The organism is Klebsiella sp. GW_Kp182 (assembly GCF_040062275.1).
Taxonomy (GTDB): domain Bacteria; phylum Pseudomonadota; class Gammaproteobacteria; order Enterobacterales; family Enterobacteriaceae; genus Klebsiella; species Klebsiella michiganensis.
In genome coordinates, this window is record NZ_JBEAFQ010000004.1 from 209,632 (window position 1) to 229,133 (window position 19,502).

Annotated in this window: 21 protein-coding genes and 1 tRNA gene; 14 read left to right on the plus strand and 8 right to left on the minus strand. The window is 56.4% G+C overall.

Annotation, left to right across the window (positions count from 1 at the left end):
- The first annotated feature begins 52 nt into the window (after positions 1-52).
- Genes ABLU88_RS06570 through ABLU88_RS06580 form a run of 3 tightly spaced genes read left to right on the plus strand, consistent with a single transcriptional unit; the run spans position 53 to position 3,220 of the window.
- Complete coding sequence (locus ABLU88_RS06570) at positions 53-289, plus strand: DUF1656 domain-containing protein (RefSeq protein ID WP_004851455.1); 237 nt, start codon at positions 53-55, stop codon at positions 287-289.
- A gap of 10 nt (positions 290-299) precedes the next feature.
- Positions 300-1,196, plus strand: a complete 897-nt coding sequence (locus ABLU88_RS06575; protein ID WP_014229597.1) for an HlyD family secretion protein — start codon at positions 300-302, stop codon at positions 1,194-1,196.
- Positions 1,196-3,220: an FUSC family protein gene (locus tag ABLU88_RS06580; RefSeq protein WP_348836236.1), complete on the plus strand. Its 2,025-nt coding sequence runs from the start codon at positions 1,196-1,198 to the stop codon at positions 3,218-3,220. The genes ABLU88_RS06575 and ABLU88_RS06580 overlap by 1 nt, the downstream gene beginning before the upstream one ends.
- Here ABLU88_RS06580 and sodC read toward each other — a convergent pair.
- Genes sodC through ABLU88_RS06595 form a run of 3 tightly spaced genes read right to left on the minus strand, consistent with a single transcriptional unit; the run spans position 3,213 to position 4,999 of the window.
- Positions 3,213-3,734 carry a superoxide dismutase [Cu-Zn] SodC gene (sodC, locus tag ABLU88_RS06585; protein WP_004119475.1) on the minus strand — a complete coding sequence of 174 codons (522 nt, stop codon included), beginning with the start codon at positions 3,732-3,734 and terminating at the stop codon, positions 3,213-3,215. The two genes, ABLU88_RS06580 and sodC, sit on opposite strands and share 8 nt — an antisense overlap.
- A gap of 59 nt (positions 3,735-3,793) precedes the next feature.
- Positions 3,794-4,690, minus strand: coding sequence for an aldo/keto reductase family oxidoreductase (locus ABLU88_RS06590; protein ID WP_032748921.1), 897 nt, complete (start codon positions 4,688-4,690; stop codon positions 3,794-3,796).
- 48 nt (positions 4,691-4,738) lie between these two features.
- Positions 4,739-4,999: a DUF1289 domain-containing protein gene (locus ABLU88_RS06595; protein WP_162140793.1), complete on the minus strand. Its 261-nt coding sequence runs from the start codon at positions 4,997-4,999 to the stop codon at positions 4,739-4,741.
- 121 nt (positions 5,000-5,120) lie between these two features.
- On the opposite strand from ABLU88_RS06595, the gene ABLU88_RS06600 reads away from it, so the two are divergent.
- From ABLU88_RS06600 to rnt, 4 genes are all read left to right on the plus strand, one after another.
- Positions 5,121-5,720 carry a TetR/AcrR family transcriptional regulator gene (locus tag ABLU88_RS06600; protein ID WP_025105836.1) on the plus strand — a complete coding sequence of 200 codons (600 nt, stop codon included), beginning with the start codon at positions 5,121-5,123 and terminating at the stop codon, positions 5,718-5,720.
- Between the two features lie 53 nt (positions 5,721-5,773).
- Complete coding sequence (locus ABLU88_RS06605) at positions 5,774-6,871, plus strand: alkene reductase (RefSeq protein WP_004851469.1); 1,098 nt, start codon at positions 5,774-5,776, stop codon at positions 6,869-6,871.
- A 79-nt stretch (positions 6,872-6,950) separates the two neighbouring features.
- Positions 6,951-7,358, plus strand: a complete 408-nt coding sequence (gloA, locus tag ABLU88_RS06610) for a lactoylglutathione lyase (RefSeq protein WP_004119471.1) — start codon at positions 6,951-6,953, stop codon at positions 7,356-7,358.
- Between the two features lie 106 nt (positions 7,359-7,464).
- A complete protein-coding gene (gene rnt, locus ABLU88_RS06615) occupies positions 7,465-8,109 on the plus strand; it encodes a ribonuclease T (RefSeq protein ID WP_004851472.1) in 645 nt (214 codons plus the stop codon).
- A 51-nt stretch (positions 8,110-8,160) separates the two neighbouring features.
- Here rnt and grxD read toward each other — a convergent pair whose 3' ends face one another.
- Positions 8,161-8,508, minus strand: coding sequence for a monothiol glutaredoxin 4 (grxD, locus tag ABLU88_RS06620; RefSeq protein WP_004102692.1), 348 nt, complete (start codon positions 8,506-8,508; stop codon positions 8,161-8,163).
- Between the two features lie 339 nt (positions 8,509-8,847).
- Here grxD and ABLU88_RS06625 point away from each other — a divergent pair, with 339 nt between their 5' ends.
- Both ABLU88_RS06625 and sodB read left to right on the plus strand, forming a co-directional pair.
- On the plus strand, positions 8,848-9,702 hold the full coding sequence (locus tag ABLU88_RS06625) for a C40 family peptidase (protein ID WP_049082853.1): 855 nt from the start codon (positions 8,848-8,850) through the stop codon (positions 9,700-9,702).
- Positions 9,703-9,826: 124 nt separating this feature from the next.
- On the plus strand, positions 9,827-10,408 hold the full coding sequence (sodB, locus tag ABLU88_RS06630; RefSeq protein WP_004851476.1) for a superoxide dismutase [Fe]: 582 nt from the start codon (positions 9,827-9,829) through the stop codon (positions 10,406-10,408).
- Between the two features lie 56 nt (positions 10,409-10,464).
- Here sodB and ABLU88_RS06635 read toward each other — a convergent pair whose 3' ends face one another.
- Together ABLU88_RS06635 and ABLU88_RS06640 are read right to left on the minus strand one after the other, a co-directional pair.
- The gene (locus ABLU88_RS06635) at positions 10,465-11,631 is read right to left on the minus strand and encodes an MFS transporter (RefSeq protein ID WP_116280968.1); all 1,167 of its coding nucleotides are present in this window, start codon (positions 11,629-11,631) and stop codon (positions 10,465-10,467) included.
- Positions 11,632-11,795: 164 nt separating this feature from the next.
- A complete protein-coding gene (locus ABLU88_RS06640; RefSeq protein ID WP_049082851.1) occupies positions 11,796-11,885 on the minus strand; it encodes a YnhF family membrane protein in 90 nt (29 codons plus the stop codon).
- A 296-nt stretch (positions 11,886-12,181) separates the two neighbouring features.
- Between ABLU88_RS06640 and purR the strand changes: the two genes are divergently transcribed.
- Positions 12,182-13,207, plus strand: a complete 1,026-nt coding sequence (purR, locus tag ABLU88_RS06645; RefSeq protein WP_004851481.1) for an HTH-type transcriptional repressor PurR — start codon at positions 12,182-12,184, stop codon at positions 13,205-13,207.
- Positions 13,208-13,225: 18 nt separating this feature from the next.
- Here the strand turns inward: purR and punR are convergent, their stop codons facing one another.
- Positions 13,226-14,137 carry a DNA-binding transcriptional activator PunR gene (gene punR, locus ABLU88_RS06650; protein ID WP_004851483.1) on the minus strand — a complete coding sequence of 304 codons (912 nt, stop codon included), beginning with the start codon at positions 14,135-14,137 and terminating at the stop codon, positions 13,226-13,228.
- 112 nt (positions 14,138-14,249) lie between these two features.
- On the opposite strand from punR, the gene punC reads away from it, so the two are divergent.
- Positions 14,250-15,434 (plus strand): purine nucleoside transporter PunC, encoded by a 1,185-nt coding sequence (punC, locus tag ABLU88_RS06655; RefSeq protein ID WP_025105838.1) that lies wholly within the window; start codon positions 14,250-14,252, stop codon positions 15,432-15,434.
- 298 nt (positions 15,435-15,732) lie between these two features.
- Positions 15,733-16,881, plus strand: a complete 1,149-nt coding sequence (cfa, locus tag ABLU88_RS06660; protein ID WP_014838673.1) for a cyclopropane fatty acyl phospholipid synthase — start codon at positions 15,733-15,735, stop codon at positions 16,879-16,881.
- A gap of 30 nt (positions 16,882-16,911) precedes the next feature.
- Here the strand turns inward: cfa and ABLU88_RS06665 are convergent, their stop codons facing one another.
- Positions 16,912-17,547, minus strand: coding sequence for a riboflavin synthase (locus ABLU88_RS06665; protein WP_025105841.1), 636 nt, complete (start codon positions 17,545-17,547; stop codon positions 16,912-16,914).
- Positions 17,548-17,776: 229 nt separating this feature from the next.
- Here ABLU88_RS06665 and mdtK point away from each other — a divergent pair, with 229 nt between their 5' ends.
- Positions 17,777-19,150: an MdtK family multidrug efflux MATE transporter gene (gene mdtK / locus ABLU88_RS06670; protein WP_348836237.1), complete on the plus strand. Its 1,374-nt coding sequence runs from the start codon at positions 17,777-17,779 to the stop codon at positions 19,148-19,150.
- Positions 19,151-19,360: 210 nt separating this feature from the next.
- Positions 19,361-19,437 (plus strand) — tRNA-Val (locus ABLU88_RS06675).
- Positions 19,438-19,502: the final 65 nt, after the last annotated feature.

The window sequence follows — 19,502 nt, forward strand, 5'->3', positions numbered from 1 at the left end:
AATAATCGCATAACCTGAACATTCTTCCTGCAACGGCAAAGGATTTTTGCTTGTGAAACTGAGTCTTAACACTGCCGGATTGTCGCTCCAGGACCTGGTGTTCGGCGCTTCTGTCTATTTCCCTCCCGTCTTTAAAGCCGTTTTGCTGGGCTTTTTTATCTGGTTGATTATCCACCGCCAGCTGCGGGACTGGATGTATGCAGGCGAGATTTGGCATCCCCTGCTAATGGACCTCTCCTTCTTTGCGCTCTCCGTCTGTCTGGCGCTGGTTTTACTGACTATCTGGTAATGTTCATTACATGAAGAAACTAAAATACTTATCCACGCTGCTGGTCGCCGCGCTGGCTATTATTGCCGCCTGGCTGGTCTGGAATTACTACACGCAATCCCCGTGGACCCGCGACGGCAAGGTCCGCGCCGAGCAGGTTGGCGTCACGCCCCAGGTTTCCGGCAGCATCCTGCAGCTCAACGTGCGCGACAACCAGCTGGTTAAAGCGGGAGACGTGCTGTTCAGAATCGATGACACGCCTTATAAAATCGCCCTGCTCAACGCCCGGGCGCAGCTTGCTAAAGCCAAAGCGGAAGTCGCCCGCGCGCAGGCAGAACAGAAAAAAGCCGCCAGCGATGCCAGCCGTCGGCGTCATCTTTCACAGAACTTTATCTCGGCAGAAGATTTAGAAAACGCCAACACCGCGCTGAATACCGCCACGACCAACCTCGAAGCCGCTAAGGCCGTGGTTGGCGTGGCGCAGGCAACCCTCGATCACGCCCAATGGCAGCTCACGCAGACGGAAATAAAAGCGCCGGTTGACGGCTGGGTCACCAATCTCTCAACCCGGGTTGGCGACTACGCCGCCGTTGGCCACCCGGTTTTCGCCCTCGTGGACAGCCGCTCCTTCTACGTGGTGGGTTATTTTGAAGAAACGAAACTGCGCAATATCCGTCCCGGCGACAGCGCGCAGATCATTCTTTATAGCAGCAAGCAGAAGTTACAGGGTCACGTGAGCAGCATCGGACGCGCCATCGTCGACCAGAGCGTGGAGAGCGGCGGCGATCTGGTGGCGAACATTAAACCGAATATTCCGTGGGTCCGACTTGCCCAGCGCGTGCCGGTGCGTATTGAGTTTGATCATTTGCCGCCGGATACCATCCTGGTCTCCGGTACCACCTGCACCGTAGCCATCGGCGCGCAATAATGAAGCTGCAGGCTCTGACGTGGCGCTCGCTCCCGTGGATTAAGGCCAGCCGTCCGCAGTGGCGCTATGCCTTGCGTAACGGGATTGCCATGTGCCTGGCGCTGAGCGTCGCCTACTGGCTGAATCTTGACGAACCCTACTGGGCGATGACCTCCGCCGCGGTGGTCAGTTTTCCCACCGTCGGCGGGGTGATCAGCAAAAGCTTCGGGCGTATTGCCGGCAGCCTGCTCGGCGCCTGCGCGGCGCTGCTGCTGGCCGGGCATACGCTCAACGATCCGTGGCTGTTTCTGTTCAGCATTTCGGCGTGGATAGCCCTCTGCACGTGGGCCTGCGCGATGTTTACCAATAACGTCGCCTACGCTTTCCAGCTTGCGGGCTATACCTGCGCGATTATCGCGTTCCCGGTTATCAATATCACCGACGCGAACGAACTGTGGACCATCGCCCAGTCGCGCGTCTGCGAAGTCATCGTCGGTATTTTGTGCGGCGGGCTGATGATGATGATCTTACCGAGCACCTCCGATGGCGCTACGCTGCTGACGGCGCTGAAAAACATGCATGCGCGCCTGCTGGAACACGCCAGCCTGCTGTGGGTGCCGGAAACGACCGATGCCATTCGCACCGCGCACGAGAGCGTGATCGGGCAAATCCTGACCATGAATCTGCTGCGCATTCAGGCCTTCTGGAGCCACTATCGCTTTCGTCGGCAAAACCCGCTGCTGAACTACCTGCTGCATCAACAGCTGCGAATGACCAGCGTGATTTCGAGCCTGCGGCGAATGCTGCTCAACTGGCCCACCGCGCCCGCCCGCACCCGCGAGATACTGGAGTCGTTGCTCAACGAGTTATCTCATGCCAACGCCGACGCCCTGAGCGTTGCCCGCATCATCGCTCCGCTGGCGCCCCCCGCGGACGCTGACTACCGGCATATCGCCTTCTGGAAGCGTCTGCGCTACTTCTGTCGTCTCTATCTGGAGAGCAGCCGCTGGCTCAGGCGCATCGAAAACGCCAGCGCGATAACCGAATTTAACGTACCTTCCGCGCCAGCGCTGGCTCGCCATACCGATCAGGCCGAAGCCTTATGGAACGGCGTACGCACTTTTTGCGCGCTGGTGATGGTCGGCGCCTGGGGAATTAGCACCCAATGGCAGGCCTGCGCCGCAGCTCTGACCCTGGCGGCGATCTGCTGCGTGCTCTATTCGGTCTCTCCTTCGCCGTTTAAGTCACTAACGCTGCTGATGCGTACCCTGATCCTGCTTTCACTCTTTAGCTTTGTGGTGAAGTTTGGCCTGATGGTGCAGATAACCGATTTATGGCAGTTCCTGCTGTTTCTGTTTCCCCTGCTGACCACCATGCAGCTGCTGAAACTCCAGATGCCTAAGCTCGCCGGACTGTGGGGGCAGCTGATTGTATTTATGGGGTCGTTTATTTCGGTGACCAACCCGCCGGTCTACGACTACGCATCGTTTCTTAACGATAATCTGGGCAAAATCATCGGCGTCGGCCTTGCCTGGCTGGCGTTCGCCATCATCAGCCCGGGTTCAGACGCGCGTAAAAGCCGCCGTCATATCCGTGCGTTACGGCGTCACTTTGTCGACCAGCTAAGCCGCCGCCCGCAGCATAGCGAGCATGAATTTGAATCGCTGGTTTATCACCACATCAGCCAGCTCAGCAATAGCCAGGATGCGCTGGCGCGCCGCTGGCTGCTGCGCTGGGGCGTGGTTTTGCTCAACTGTTCCCACGTGGTGTGGCAGCTTCGCGAGTGGGAAACCCGTTCCGACCCGCTATCGCAGGTGCGCGATTTATGCATCAGCCTGCTGCGGGATGTGATGAGCGAGCGCGGGGTACAGCAGCGGCCACTCGCCTCGACGCTGCAGGAGCTGCAGCGCATCTGCGACGCGCTTAATCACCACCACCAGCCGGCAGCCAAAGAGCTGGCGGCGGTTATCTGGCGACTGTGGTGCGCGCTGTCGCAGCTGGAACAGGCGCCCATTGCCGGCTCCTTAACGGAAAGAACTACTTAATCACGCCGCAGGCGAACCGCTCGCCGCCGCCGCCAAGGGGCTGCGGGCTATCGGACATATTGTCGCCCCCCACGTGAATCATCAGCGCCTTCCCTTTAACCTCATCCAGCGTTTTTAAGCGTGGCGCGACCACCGGCTGGGTTGCTTTACCATCGTTATTGACCACCAGGAACGGCAGATCGCCGAGGTGACCGGCGCCGTCGGGACCTTCATGCTTACCGGTTTTTTGCGGATCGTAGTGCCCGCCTGCCGCGCCAGCGGCGACGGCTTTACCCTCTTTAATCGCGGGCTGGCAGCTGCCGTTGGCGTGGATATGGAAGCCGTGCTCGCCGGGAGGCAGCGCCTTCAGGTCTGGCGTAAATTCCAGGCCTTTCGCGGTTTCGCTGATTTTAACGCTACCGATAGCCTGACCGACGCTCTGGCTGGTGACAAGATTGATATCGACGCTTTCACTGGCCGCCTGCGCGCCTGCGCACGCGGCCAGGGTAAGTATGGCGAGAATACATCGTTGCATAACACCTCCTTAATGGCTCTGTCGCTACTAAGTGTAGGCCATTGCGGAGGTGATGGGGTTTACGGAACGTCGTAGCCTAACGCCGCTTTGCGGATACGGAACCACTGCTGGCGGGACATCTTCAGCTTTTCGGCCACCACCGCGGAACGCACGCGCTCCATTTTCCCTGAGCCAATAATCGGCAACGGCTGCGACGGCAGGCGCAGGATCCAGGCATACACCACCTGCTCAATGCTCTCCGCATTCAGCTCCTGAGCAACGCGCGCCAGCTCATCGCGCAGCGGCTGGAAGCTGTCGTCGTTAAACAAACGACCGCCGCCGAGGCAGGACCATGCCATCGGGCGAATACGCAGTTGCTGAAGCTGATCCAGCGTACCGTCAAGCAGCAGCGGCTGATGAACCGGAGAAATTTCCACCTGGTTGGTCGCCAGGGTAAACGGCAGGCGCGACTGCAGCAGGGTAAACTGGGCGGGGGTAAAGTTCGATACGCCGAAGTGACGAACCTTGCCGCTATGGTGAAGGGCCAGGAAGGCTTCCGCCACTTCATCCGCATCCATCAGCGGGTCCGGACGATGAATCAGCAGCAGGTCAATATGGTCGGTGGCAAGGTTACGCAGCGACTGCTCCGCGCTGAGAACAATATGGTCGCGGTCGGTAATATAGTGGCCGATGGTGTTTTCCGCCCGCGCTTTCGTGGCAATCCCGCACTTGGTGACAATTTCCATCCTGCTGCGCAGATGCGGCGCCAGCTTTAGCGCTTCGCCAAACGCAGCCTCGCAGCGATAGTCACCGTAAATATCGGCATGATCGATGGTGGTAATGCCCAGATCCAGGTGTTGCTCAACAAAGCCCACCAGCGCCTGAGCGGACATATTCCAGTCCATCAGACGCCAGTAGCCCATCACAAAACGAGAGAATTCCGGCCCCTGCGGAGCCATAGCAATACGCTGAACCATAACAGCTTCCTCAATAAAAAAGTGCCCTGAGTATACGCAATTTTAGGCTTAAAACAGTGAGGGTTGCTGCGGTTCTTCCGCACTATCCTGCTTAGCTGCGCGTAATTTGCGCAGTAGCCGCTGACGGCACAGACGCAAAACATCCTGCTTTTGCGCATCGCTCATTTTCTGCCAGTTGAAACGCTCGTCGCGGCTACGCATACACCCCCGACAGTAGCCGCGTTCATCAGACTGACAAATCCCCCGGCACGGACTCTGTACCGGGAAGAATTCCAGTTGTTCAGCCACTTCGCCTCTCCTGCCGCTCATCTCTTTCTTTATTGAAGACGTTTCATCCGCCGTACGCAAATTTTGTTCATCAGCCTCTGCGCCAGGCGGCATTTTTAATTATGACTTGCATTAGACCAATCGGTCTATTACAGTGAGCGCCATGAACAAGCACAGTGAATGTAACACCCGCGAACATATCCTGGCCACCGGCGAGCAGCTCTGCATGCATCGGGGGTTTACCGGTATGGGTCTGAGCGAACTGCTGAAAACAGCGGAGGTGCCGAAAGGCTCTTTCTATCACTATTTTCGCTCTAAAGAAGCCTTTGGCGTTGCGCTGCTCGACCATCACTACGCCGGATATCTTCAGCGCCTGGTCGATCATTTTGACCACGGCGAGGGGAACTATCGCGACCGCCTCCTGGCCTACTATCAGCATACGCTGACGCAGTTTTGCCAGCAGGGCATCATCAGCGGCTGTCTGACGGTGAAGCTGTCGGCAGAGGTCTGCGATCTGTCGGAAGATATGCGCACCGCGATGGATAAAGGCGCCAGCCAGATCATCGTTCTCCTCGGCGATGCGCTGGAGAAAGGCCGTCAGGAGGGCAGCCTTGCGTTTGAGGGCGACGCCTTAACGCTTTCGCAGGTGCTTTACTCCCTGTGGCTGGGGGCGAATCTGCAGGCTAAAATTACGCGTAGCGCAACGCCGCTGGAAAGCGCCCTTGCCCACGCCAAACGTATTATTGCTGCGCCTGCCGTTTAACAGGCGTTTTTATTTACCCCGTTTCAAGACGACCGGTCTACTCAGGAGTCATTATGTCAGAATCAAAGTTGTTTACCCCGTTGAAAGTGGGTGCGGTAACCGTACCGAATCGCGTGTTTATGGCTCCGCTGACGCGTCTGCGCAGCATTGAACCGGGCGATATTCCTACCCCGCTGATGGGCGAATACTATCGCCAGCGCGCCAGCTCCGGCCTGATTATTTCCGAAGCCACCCAGATCTCCGCTCAGGCTAAAGGCTACGCGGGCGCACCGGGCCTGCACAGCCCGGAGCAGATTGCCGCATGGAAAAAAATTACCGCCGGCGTACACGCGGAAAACGGGCGTATTGCCGTTCAGCTGTGGCACACCGGGCGCATTTCGCACAGCAGCATCCAGCCGGGTGGCGCCGCGCCGGTTGCGCCATCGGCCATTAGCGCGGGCACCCGTACCTCGCTGCGTGATGAAAACGGCCACGCTATTCGCGTAGACACCTCGATGCCGCGCGCGCTCGAAACCGCCGAGATCCCGGGGATCGTTGATGATTTCCGCCAGGCGGTAGGCAACGCCCGCGATGCCGGCTTTGACCTTGTCGAACTGCACTCCGCGCACGGCTACCTGCTGCACCAGTTCCTTTCCCCTTCTTCCAACCATCGTACTGACCAGTACGGCGGCAGCGTGGAAAATCGCGCTCGCCTGGTGCTGGAAGTGGTTGATGCGGCGAGTAAAGAGTGGAGCGCCGACCGTATCGGGATTCGCGTCTCGCCTATCGGCAGCTTCCAGAACGTCGATAATGGCCCGAATGAAGAAGCCGACGCGCTCTATCTCATCGAAGCGCTGGCCAAACGCGGTATTGCTTACCTGCATATGTCCGAGCCGGACTGGGCTGGCGGCCAACCGTACAGCGATGAATTCCGTCAGAAAGTCCGCGACCGCTTCCCGGGCGCTATTATCGGCGCTGGCGCCTACACGGTGGAAAAGGCAAACGATCTGATCGGTAAAGGCCTGATCGATGCCGTGGCCTTCGGTCGCGACTATATTGCCAACCCGGATCTGGTCGCGCGCCTGCAGAAGAAGGCCGCGCTGAATCCGCAGCGTCCGGAAAGCTTCTACGGCGGCGGCGCGGAAGGTTATACCGATTACCCTACCCTGTAATCCCTCCATTGATAGCGGCGGGTTATCGCCGCTATACTCAACGCTCTGATGTATCAAAATAAACTGCATAGGGGACATTATGCGCTTACTTCACACCATGCTGCGCGTTGGCGACCTGCAACGTTCTATTGAGTTTTACACCAACGTGCTGGGCATGAAACTGCTGCGCACCAGCGAAAACACTGAGTATAAATACTCGCTGGCATTCGTGGGTTACGGCGAAGAGAGCGATACCGCCGTGATTGAGCTGACCTATAACTGGGGCGTTGATAAGTACGATCTCGGCAGCGCTTATGGCCATATCGCGCTCAGCGTTGAAAACGCGGCCGAAGCCTGCGAGCGTATCCGCCAGAACGGCGGCAACGTGACCCGTGAAGCCGGCCCGGTCAAAGGCGGCACCACCGTCATCGCCTTCGTCGAAGATCCGGATGGCTATAAAATTGAACTGATTGAAGAGAAAGACGCCGGAAAAGGCCTCGGCAACTAATCGGCTGCGGGCACCCGCGGTGCCTGCTGTTTTATCCCCTTCCTGCTGCAAGCCGCGGCAAAATTTGCCATAATGCGCGCTACTTTTTTCCAGCTAAGAGAATCTGATGTCCGAGAACGTTCAACTTAATGGTCTGTGCGACCGTTTTCGCGGTTTTTATCCTGTGGTAATCGATGTTGAAACCGCCGGGTTTAATGCCAAAACCGACGCCCTGCTGGAGATCGCCGCTATTACGTTGAAAATGGATGAGGAAGGCTGGCTGATGCCGGACGAAACGCTGCATTTTCATGTTGAGCCTTTTGAAGGCGCCAACCTGCAGCCCGAAGCGCTGGCTTTTAACGGTATTAACCCTAACGATCCCGAGCGCGGCGCGGTGAGCGAATACGATGCGCTGCACGCGATTTTTAAAATGGTCCGCAAGGGAATGAAAGAGAGCGACTGCAGCCGCGCGATTATGGTCGCGCATAACGCCACCTTCGATCACAGCTTTACCATGGCGGCGGCAGAGCGGGCTGGCCTGAAACGTAACCCCTTTCATCCGTTCGTGACCTTCGATACCGCGGCTCTGAGCGGCCTGGCGCTGGGTCAAACGGTGCTGTCGAAAGCCTGCATTGCCGCGGGAATGGCATTTGATGGTACCCAGGCACACTCGGCGCTTTACGATACCCAGCAAACCGCCCAACTGTTCTGCGAAATCGTCAACCGCTGGAAGCGCCTTGGCGGCTGGCCATTACCCATGGCCGAAGAGTAAGCGATAAAAAAAGCGACTTCACCGGAAGTCGCTTTTTTATTGGCAGCCGAATTACTCTGCTTTCGGTTCGTCAGTCTTGTACTTCGCGGCCGTTTCTTTGATCAACTGCTGCAGTTCGCCGCGCTGATACATTTCAATCACGATGTCACAGCCGCCGACCAGTTCACCGTCAACCCACAGCTGCGGGAAGGTCGGCCAGTTAGCGTATTTCGGCAGCTCTGCGCGGATGTCCGGATTTTGCAGGATATCGACGTAGGCAAAACGTTCGCCACAGGCGGAGAGCGCCTGAACGGCCTGAGCGGAGAAACCGCAGCTTGGCAGCTTCGGCGACCCTTTCATGTACAGCAGGATCGGGTTTTCAGCGATTTGACGTTGGATTTTTTCTAAAGTCGTGCTCATTGTCGTGCTTCCTTAAACTTCTTTACGGCAGTAATTTGTCATTGTAGCGCCCTGGGCGCAGGACCGATAATAACATTTTTTTCACTTGCCACATTTTATCTTCTGTCGGCATAAGTTGCCTTAAAAATATCATTTTATTGCTATACGCGGCAACGCGTTGCGCGTTTTTCACGCGCGGGTACCGCTGACGGAAGCATTTTTTTGCAAATGTTAACCAAACGAGACGTTAGATACAAAAGAGTAGTAACTCTCCACGATTTTATGCTTTAGAATCGATGCGGTTTGTCATTCATCGTCAGGCATCTGTATATGTCTGTAATTTAATCAGGGGATTGCTCAGTGGCGCGTCTTAACAAAATCGCGATTTCGCTCTGTGCATTACTTTTCACATCTATTTCACTTACGCCGCTGGCGCATGCTTCCGGGCATACGCACGCTTCGGCCACGCCAAAAGCGCATCCGGCCAAGGGCACGACCGCAGAGCGTAAGAAAAAAGCAGCCAGTTCTAAAAGTAAAACCACCGCCAAAACCCCCAGCAAGAAAACGTCGACCGCCAGCCGCAGCAAATCAACCGCGTCACGCCAGACTGCCAGCGCCACAAAAAAATGCGTTCTGCGCAAAGGCTATAAAAAACTGTGCGCCAGCTCGACAAGGTCGATAGCGGAAAGCAAGCTGGCAACCGCAAGCGTGCAGAAAAAGTGCGCGGTGCGTAAAGGCTATAAAACCCGCTGCAAACCGGTTGCCGACGAGCCGCAGCTGACCATCGCCGACGCGCATAAAGCTCGGGTACAAAAGGCGCAAAGCACCGCCATGTCCAAGCTGATGGATCAGATTGGCAAACCCTATCGCTGGGGCGGCACCTCTCCGCGTACCGGGTTTGATTGTAGCGGTCTGGTCTATTACGCCTATAAGGACCTGGTTAAAATTCACATTCCGCGCACCGCCAATGAGATGTATCACCTGCGCGACGCCCGTCCGGTGGATCGCGGCGAGCTGCAAAGCGGGGATCTCGTCTTCTTCCGCACCCGCGGGCGCGGCACTGCCGATCACGTCGGGGTTTACGTTGGCAACGGCAAATTTATCCAGTCTCCGCGTACCGGCCGCGATATTCAGATCACCTCATTAAGCGACGATTACTGGGTACGCCACTACGTTGGCGCGCGTCGCGTCATGACGCCGAAAACCATTCGCTAATTGTGCCTTGTCGCTGCGGCGGCAGGGTAACTCTCTCTTTTGCCACATCTTTTAATTTGCTACTATTATTACCCTGCGTAATACATGGTTATTACGCAGGCAAACTATAAAAAGGAGAGTAGCAATGTCGTTCGAATTACCTGCATTACCATATGCAAAAGACGCCCTGGCGCCGCACATTTCCGCAGAAACCCTGGAATACCACTACGGTAAACACCACCAGGCCTACGTCACCAACCTGAATAACCTAATCAAAGGCACCCCGTTTGAAGGCAAAACCCTGGAAGAGATCGTGCGCTCTTCCGATGGCGGCGTTTTTAACAACGCAGCTCAGGTCTGGAACCACACCTTCTACTGGAACTGCCTCGCGCCGAACGCCGGCGGCGAACCGCAAGGCGAACTGGCGGCGGCTATTGCTAAGTCCTTCGGCAGCTTCGCTGATTTCAAAGCCAAATTCACCGACGCAGCGGTAAAAAACTTCGGCGCAGGCTGGACCTGGCTGGTGAAAAACGCCGACGGTAGCCTGGCTATTGTCTCCACCAGCAACGCCGGTACGCCGCTGACCAGCGACGCAACTCCGCTGCTGACCGTGGATGTCTGGGAACACGCTTATTACATCGACTACCGTAACGCCCGTCCGAACTATCTGGAGCACTTCTGGGCGCTGGTAAACTGGAAGTTTGTTGCTGCTAATCTGGCTGCATAAAAGCAAACCGCAGAAGCCTTGCAGCTTCTGCGGTTATTGTATGACTTCACGCAATATTAACGGTTGGCGAACGCCTCTTCCGGCTGCGCCCGGCCGCTGAACAGCACCAGCAGTAGCGCCACGCCTGCGATAATCGCCCCCATCGCCGGGACAAAGGCATAGCCCAGGCCGCCAGAGATCACCGCGCCGCCCGCCGCCGCGCCCAGCGCGTTTCCGAGGTTAAAAGCCCCAATATTGACCGATGATGACAGCCCCGGCGCTTCGTGGGCGACGCGCATCACGCGCATCTGCAAAGGCGGCACCACCGCAAAGGTCGCCGCGCCCCAGACCACCATACTGATTGCCGCGCCCACCTGCGATTGCGCCAGCAGCGGGATCGCCAGCATGATAACCATCAGCAGCAGCAGAAAGCCCTTCAGCGTCCCGCTAACGGAACGGTCGGCAAACTTACCGCCAAGGTAGTTACCCAGCGAGAAGCCGACGCCAATCAGCACCAGCATGGCGGTCACAAACAGCGGAGAGGCGTGGGTGATGGTATGCAAAACGGGAGAAATATAGGTATAAAGCGTGAACATCGCCCCTGCCCCCAGTACCGTCGTCAGCAGCGCCGACAGCACCTGCGGACGCATCAGCACGGAAAGCTCCTGCTTGACGTCAGGGCGCTCGCCGGCGCTGCCCTTCGGTAGAGAAAACCACAGACCGATAATCGCAATCACGCCCAGCCCCGCCGTGGCAAGAAACGACATCCGCCAGCCGATGGTTTCGCCCAGCCAGGTCGCCGCGGGAACGCCGCCGATATTCGCGATCGTCAGCCCCATAAACATCGTCGCCACGGCGCTGGCCTGTTTGTGTTTTGGCACAACGCTCGCCGCCACCACCGAACCCAGGCCGAAGAAGGCGCCGTGGTTAAGGCTGGTAATAATGCGCGACAGCAGCAGCGTGGTGTAATCCGGAGCAATGGAAGAGAGTACGTTACCGAGGGTAAAAATCGCCATCAGAAAGATCAGCGCATTTCTGCGCGCGCGGTGGGAGAGCAGCAGAGTCATCAGCGGCGCGCCGACCATCACGCCGATGGCATAGGCGCTAATCAGCATTCCCGCCGCCGGAATCGAAACGTCCACGCCTTTAGCGATAACCGGTAATAGCCCCATCGGGGAGAACTCGGTTGTGCCGATACCAAAGGCACCGATCGCCAGCGCGAGCAGGGGAAAATTGATTTTCATGCAGGGACTCCATCAGGCCGCCTTCCGCGACGGCATCTCATCAGAAGTCAAAAGCATGACATCAATCACAGAAAAACAAAAGTGAACGAAATGGCAAAAGATTTTTGCGAAAATGATAATAATGGCGGAGAGAAAGGGAGAGCGGCCCCTCCCTTATCGCATAATTAGTGCAGTACTGCAGTCAAACCTGCGGCAACAATCAAACCAAGAACAATAATCGTCGTCGTCAGCGAAAACTTTAAATTTGTATCCATCAATTTTTCCCCCTGATTATCCCCACATGAAAAGTGAGCTTGCTCATTTTTACACAGAATAGCGTAAAAATCTTCCGAGATTTAGAGTGATGCACATTTTTGCTCTTCCCCTTTGCCCCAAGATCGGACAAAATCCCACGCTAATTTGAAAGCGTATCGGCCATTGACCCCTTCCTGTCGTTCTGTGTCGTTTTCCCGACGTGATGCCATGCTCAATTTTGGCGCCAGGGTGTGTACAGGCAAACGTTTACGTACCGATAAACAGACGATCAGGTCAAGGTCTGGAGTGAGAAGTAATGGCAACTATTAAAGATGTAGCGAAGCGCGCAAACGTTTCCACTACAACAGTGTCACATGTGATTAACAAAACCCGATTCGTTGCGGAAGAGACGCGCAATGCGGTGTGGGCGGCAATAAAAGAACTGCATTACTCCCCCAGCGCCGTTGCCCGCAGCCTGAAGGTCAATCACACCAAATCTATTGGTCTGCTGGCAACCAGCAGCGAAGCGGCCTATTTCGCTGAGATTATCGAAGCCGTCGAGAAGAGCTGCTTCCAGAAGGGCTACACCCTGATCCTCGGCAACGCGTGGAACGACCCTGAGAAACAGCGCGCCTATCTGTCAATGATGGCGCAGAAACGCGTAGACGGCCTGCTGGTGATGTGCTCCGAGTATCCGGAGTCGGTGTTAAGCATGCTGGAAGAGTATCGTCATATTCCGATGGTAGTAATGGACTGGGGCGAGGCAAAAGCCGACTTCACCGACTCGGTTGTCGATAACGCCTTTGAAGGAGGCTATATCGCCGGGCGCTACCTTATTGAACGCGGGCATCGCGATATCGGCGTGATCCCCGGCCCGCTGGAGCGTAACACCGGCGCAGGCCGGCTGGCAGGTTTTATGAAAGCGATGGAAGAGGCGCAGATTAGCGTTCCGGAAAACTGGATTGTGCAGGGCGATTTTGAGCCGGAATCCGGCTACCGCGCCATGCAGCAGATTCTCGGCCAGCATCCTCGCCCAACGGCCATCTTCTGCGGCGGGGATATTATGGCGATGGGCGCCATCTGCGCGGCGGATGAAATGGGTCTGCGCGTGCCGCAGGATATTTCGCTGATCGGTTATGATAACGTGCGCAACGCCCGCTACTTTAGCCCGGCGCTGACCACCATTCATCAGCCTAAAGACTCTCTTGGCGAAGCGGCGTTTAACATGCTGCTGGACCGCATCGTTAATAAGCGTGAAATCTCGCAGTCGATTGAAGTCCACCCTCGCCTGGTCGAGCGCCGTTCCGTGGCCGATGGCCCGTTTGTTGATTATCGCCGTTAACCTTTCCCGCGGCGTCGGTCATTCCGGCGCCCGCAGCCACTCCCGGTTTAGCGTTTCGCTATCGCCAAGGTAATCCAGCAGCCATAGCAGCGCCGGCGAGGCATCGCTTTGCTGCCACGTCAGGCAGCATGCGGCGTCCGGGAAGGGGTTCTCCAGCTCCAGCGCCGTCCATGCGCCGCTATCAAGCCACGGGCGCGCTAAATGCCCGGGTACCATACCGACGCACAGTCCGGCGGAGAGACAGGTTTCTGAGGCATCCCAGTCCGGCACCACCACCCTCTTCTGGTTATCCAGCAGCCAGGTGGTCCGCTTCGGCAGCGAGCGCGAGGTATCCTCCCTGACCAGCGACGGCCAGTTGCGCAGGACGTCATCGCTCAGAGGCCCGGCCATTTTGGCCAGCGGATGGTGGCTCGCGACGACGCAGTCCCAGCTCAGCATTCCCATATCGCGAAAGGCGTAGCGGCCCCCTACCGGAATTGAGCGCGTCGCGCCGATGGCCAGCTCCACGCGACCGTCGGCGAGCGCATCCCAGACGCCGTTGAACACCTCCTGAAAAACAATCAGTTCGACGTCATCAAAATGACGATAGAAATCAACGATCATCTGCCGCATGCGCGTGGGTTTAACGATATTATCCACCGCAATAGAGAGCTGCCCGCGCCAGCCGTTGGCTATCTGCTGGCACTGCTGGCGGGTGATCTGCATTTTTTTGATAACAGAGCGCCCCTCCTGTAAAAACCAGACGCCGGCCGGCGTTAATTCCACATCACGATGACGGCGTTCGAACAGCGGTACCGCCAGCCACTCCTCCAGCTGACGCACGGTATAGCTGACGGCCGAGGGTACGCGGTGCAGTTCCTGCGCTGCGGCGCTAAAGCTGCCGTTACGGGCGACAGCATCGACAACTTCAAGCGAGTATTCGGACCACATTTTCTGCCTGCAAAATTTTTGAATTCACCTGACAAATATTAGCGTTTCACAAGCCTTAATGCACTCCCTACACTCTGCGCCATCGTACCTGCAACAATAAAAAGAGAAGATGATGCAACAACCTGGGAAAGGATTTTTAGTCTGGCTGGCTGGACTCAGCGTACTGGGCTTTCTGGCGACCGATATGTATCTTCCGGCTTTCGCCGCCATGCAACAAGATTTGAACACTTCTGCGGCCTCCGTCAGCGCCAGCCTGAGCCTGTTCCTGGCAGGCTTTGCGCTGGGCCAGCTTTTCTGGGGGCCCCTTTCCGATCGCTATGGCCGCAAGCCGGTGCTGTTGAGCGGGCTGGCCATTTTTGCTATCGGCTGTCTGGGGATGCTGTGGGTTCGCGATGCCAACCTGATGCTCGCGCTGCGATTTATTCAGGCCCTGGGGGTTTGCGCCGCCGCGGTGACCTGGCAGGCGATGGTCACCGATTATTATCCAGCGCAAAGAACCAACCGGATTTTCGCCGCCATTATGCCGCTGGTCGGTTTATCGCCGGCGCTGGCGCCGCTGCTCGGCAGCTGGCTGCTGGTCCATTTTGAATGGCAGGCTATTTTTGCCGTGCTGTTCGCGATTACCCTGCTGCTGATGTTGCCCGCCCTGCGCCTGAAGCCAGCGAACAAACCGGTTGCCAGCGCCCAGCAGAAGCTCACGTTTCTCACCCTGCTGCGCTCGCGCGAGTATAGCGGTAACGTGCTCATCTACGCCGCCTGTTCCGCCAGCTTTTTTGCCTGGCTGACGGGGTCGCCGTTTATTCTTCATGAAATGGGCTATGGCCCGACCGTTATCGGCCTGAGCTACGTTCCGCAAACTATCGCGTTTCTGGTGGGCGGTTATGGCTGCCGCGCGGCGCTGCAAAAATGGCAGGGCCAGCAAATTCTGCCCTGGCTGCTGGCTATTTTCGCCCTCAGCGTCGCCGCCACCTGGCTGGTAGGCCTGCGGGAAAACGCCACGCTCGTTGGTCTGATGATTCCGTTCTGCGCCATGGCGGTGGTAAATGGCGGTATTTACCCTATCGTCGTCGCGCAGGCCCTGAAGCCATTCCCGCAGGCGACCGGCCGCGCCGCTGCGCTGCAAAACACCCTGCAGCTTGGCCTCTGTTTCCTTACCAGCCTGCTGGTCTCGACGCTGATTGCCACCCCGCTGCAAACGACCACCAGCGTGATGCTGGTCTCCATCGTGCTGGCCGGGATGGGCTACCGCATGCAGCACAAAGCCGCGCATCTGGCAACAAAATCGTCACATGCTTAAGGTAATGTACTGATAGTGATAAGATCCAGTAATTAGCTTGCTAAGATATTTTTGTTGAAAGCCTGTTTTTAGCGGCCTATACTGGATCCGGCGTCACATAAATAGAAAACTAATTGATTTTAACGGGAGCAGGATGCATCCCGTTTCACCATGGAAGGCCTTTCGGCAAGGGTTACCTCCCTTCCTCTGTTCTACGTCGGATAGCAGCCTCACGGATTATCCGTGAGATTTCTCACAAAGCCAAAAAAGCGTCTACGCTGTTTTAAGGTTCTGATCACTTGGGCGTGATGGAGAAGCTATGAGTTCATCGTGTATAGAAGAAGTAAGTGTACCAAATGATGACTGGTACCGAATTGCAGCTGAATTATTAGGCCGTGCGGGCATTGAAATTAATGGTCCTGCTCCCTCCGACCTGCGAATTAAAAACCCTCTCTTTTTTAAGCGCGTTTTACAGGAAGGGTCGCTGGGGTTAGGCGAGAGCTATATGGACGGCTGGTGGGATTGTGAGCGGCTGGATATATTTTTCCATAAAGTTTTACGCGCTGGTCTGGAAAATCAGCTTCCCCATCATTTCAAAGATACCTTGCGTATCGCCAGCGCACGCTTATTCAATCTGCAAAGTAAAAAACGATCCTGGATTGTCGGTAAAGAGCATTACGATTTAGGTAACGATCTCTTCAGCCGCATGCTTGACCCTTATATGCAGTACTCTTGCGCTTACTGGAAAGACGCGCAGACTCTCGATGACGCGCAGCAGGCAAAATTAGATCTGATCTGCCGTAAACTTGAGCTTGAGCCAGGGATGCGGGTGCTGGATATCGGCTGCGGCTGGGGCGGGCTGGCTTACTACATGGCCAAACATTACCAGGTCAGCGTGGTTGGCGTGACCATCTCGGCAGAGCAGCAGAAAATGGCGCAGCAGCGCTGCGCGGACCTCGACGTCACCATTCTGCTCCAGGACTATCGCGACCTGCACGAAAGCTTCGATCGTATTGTTTCCGTCGGCATGTTCGAACATGTCGGGCCTAAAAATTACGCCACCTATTTTGATGTGGTCGATCGTAATCTGAAACCCGACGGTCGTTTCCTGCTGCATACCATCGGTTCGAAAAAAACCGATCATAGCGTTGACCCGTGGATTAACAAATATATCTTCCCTAACGGCTGCCTGCCGTCGGTGCGCCATATTGCCGAAGCCAGCGAATCGCATTTCGTTATGGAAGACTGGCATAATTTTGGTGCCGACTACGACACGACGCTGATGGCCTGGTATGAGCGCTTCCTCGCCAGCTGGCCGGAAATCGCCGACAACTACTCGGAACGCTTCAAACGTATGTTTAGCTATTATCTGAATGCCTGCGCTGGCGCTTTCCGCGCGCGCGATATTCAGCTCTGGCAGGTGGTTTTTTCTCGCGGGGCCGAACACGGCCTGCGCGTGGCCCGCTAAAAATATCCCCCGCATCGGCGGGGGTATTTTTTACTCGGCCGCCGTTTTCAGTGCCGCCTCTTTCGCCGCCAGCACGCGCTCGACGGTATCGATGACCGCCTGAGTCTGCGGATCGATTTCAATATTCACCCGATCGCCCAGCTTTTTCACCCCAAGCGTGGTGCGCTGCAGCGTTTCCGGAATTAAATGAACGCAAAAGCGGGTTGGCGTCACTTCACCGACGGTGAGGCTAATCCCATCTACGCCGATATAGCCTTTATAGAGGATATATTTCATCAACGTCGGGTCCTGAACCTTAAACCAGATCTGGCGGTTATTTTCCGAGGTGAGAATTTTCACTACTTCCGCGGTGGTCATAATATGGCCGGACATCAGGTGACCGCCAATTTCATCGCTGAATTTCGCCGCGCGCTCAACGTTAACGCTGTCGCCCTCGCCAACCTCGCCCAGATTAGTTATACGCAGGGTCTCTTTCATCAGGTCAAAACTCACTCGCGCGCCGTCTATATGGGTGACGGTCAAGCAGCAGCCGTTGTGCGCCACGGAAGCCCCGGTTTCGAGCCCCGCCAGCATATGCTCAGGCAGCTCCACGATGTGGGTGCGAAAGTTAGGTTTTTCATCGATCGCCACCACTTTGGCGGTCCCCTGCACAATACCGGTAAACATATTTTGCTCCTGTATAAATTCGTGACGGTATCAGTACCGTTTTAGGCTATGACGAACAATAACAGGTGGCAAAACAGGTTGCCAGCGCACAACGTGCAGTGGAATTTTTTCACTGGCTAAATGGCTAATCCTCGCTACAATAGTCTGGCAAATCCCTCTGCTTTTCTTCTTGCTGCCACATATGGCGGCTTTTTTAGTCCTCCAATAACAACAATATAAAGGTGTTTACGTGCAGAAGTATTTTATTGAAGCGCGTCAGTTATTAGCACTGGCTATACCCGTTATACTCGCCCAGGTGGCGCAAACCGCCATGGGCTTCGTCGATACCGTGATGGCGGGTGGCTATAGCGCCACCGACATGGCGGCCGTCGCCATCGGCACCTCTATCTGGCTACCGGCGATCCTCTTTGGCCACGGCCTGCTGCTGGCCCTGACGCCTGTTATTGCCCAACTGAATGGTTCCGGCCGTCGCGAGCGTATTGCTCACCAGGTACGCCAGGGGTTCTGGCTGGCTGGCTTCGTCTCCCTGCTGGTGATGGTCGTGCTGTGGAACGCCGGTTACATTATCAGCTCAATGCATAACATCGACCCGGCGATGGCAGAGAAAGCGGTCGGCTACCTGCGGGCGCTGCTGTGGGGCGCGCCCGGCTATCTGTTCTTTCAGGTCGCTCGCAACCAGTGTGAAGGACTGGCGAAAACCAAGCCGGGTATGGTAATGGGATTTATCGGTCTGCTGGTCAACATTCCGGTGAACTACGTTTTTATCTACGGCCACTTTGGTATGCCGGAGCTCGGCGGTATCGGCTGCGGCGTGGCGACGGCATCGGTTTACTGGGTTATGTTTTTCAGCATGCTCTTCTGGGTGCGCCGCGCGCGTTCGATGCGCGATATTCATCACACAGGGCGCTTCAGCAAACCGGATTTCGCCGTCATTCAGCGTCTGGTACAGCTGGGCCTGCCGATTGCGCTCGCGCTGTTTTTCGAAGTGACGCTCTTCGCCGTCGTGGCGCTGCTGGTTTCGCCGTTGGGGATCGTTGACGTCGCCGGGCATCAGATAGCCCTCAACTTCAGCTCGCTGATGTTCGTCTTACCGCTCTCGCTGGCGGCAGCGGTGACCATTCGCGTCGGTTTCCGTCTCGGGCAGGGTTCCACGCTGGAGGCCCAGACCTCAGCCAGAACCGGCGTCGGCGTCGGGGTGTGCATGGCCGTTTTCACGGCGGTTTTCACCATTCTGATGCGCAAGCAAATCGCGCTGCTGTATAACGATAATCCCGAGGTGGTTACCCTCGCGTCCCAGCTGATGCTGCTGGCGGCGATCTACCAGATTTCCGACTCCATTCAGGTGATCGGCAGCGGGATTCTGCGCGGCTACAAAGACACGCGTTCCATCTTCTTTATCACCTTTACCGCCTACTGGGTATTGGGACTGCCGAGCGGCTACCTGCTGGCGCTGACCGATATCGTGGTACCGCGCATGGGCCCCGCCGGGTTCTGGTGCGGCTTTATTATTGGCCTCACCTCCGCCGCCGTAATGATGATGCTGCGCATGCGTTTCCTGCAGCGTCAGCCCTCCAGCGTCATTTTACAACGCGCGGCGCGCTAGCCCGTCACGGAAGAGAAGTCGCTATCCAACGGCGCTGATTCAGCGCCGTTTTCTCAAGCTGGTGAAGAAATATTCTTTTGCATCAGTAAAATATAACCAATATGGATAAAACTTCTGCGATCGTGAGAAATCTGGAAGAAAAGTGACGTTTGCCTCTTGCCACAACCCCTCCCTCCCGCTAATATGCGTCCCCGTTGCCACTGCAACATTGCGTTCATAGCTCAGTTGGTTAGAGCACCACCTTGACATGGTGGGGGTCGTTGGTTCGAGTCCAATTGAACGCACCATAATGCGTTTATAGCTCAGTTGGTTAGAGCACCACCTTGACATGGTGGGGGTCGTTGGTTCGAGT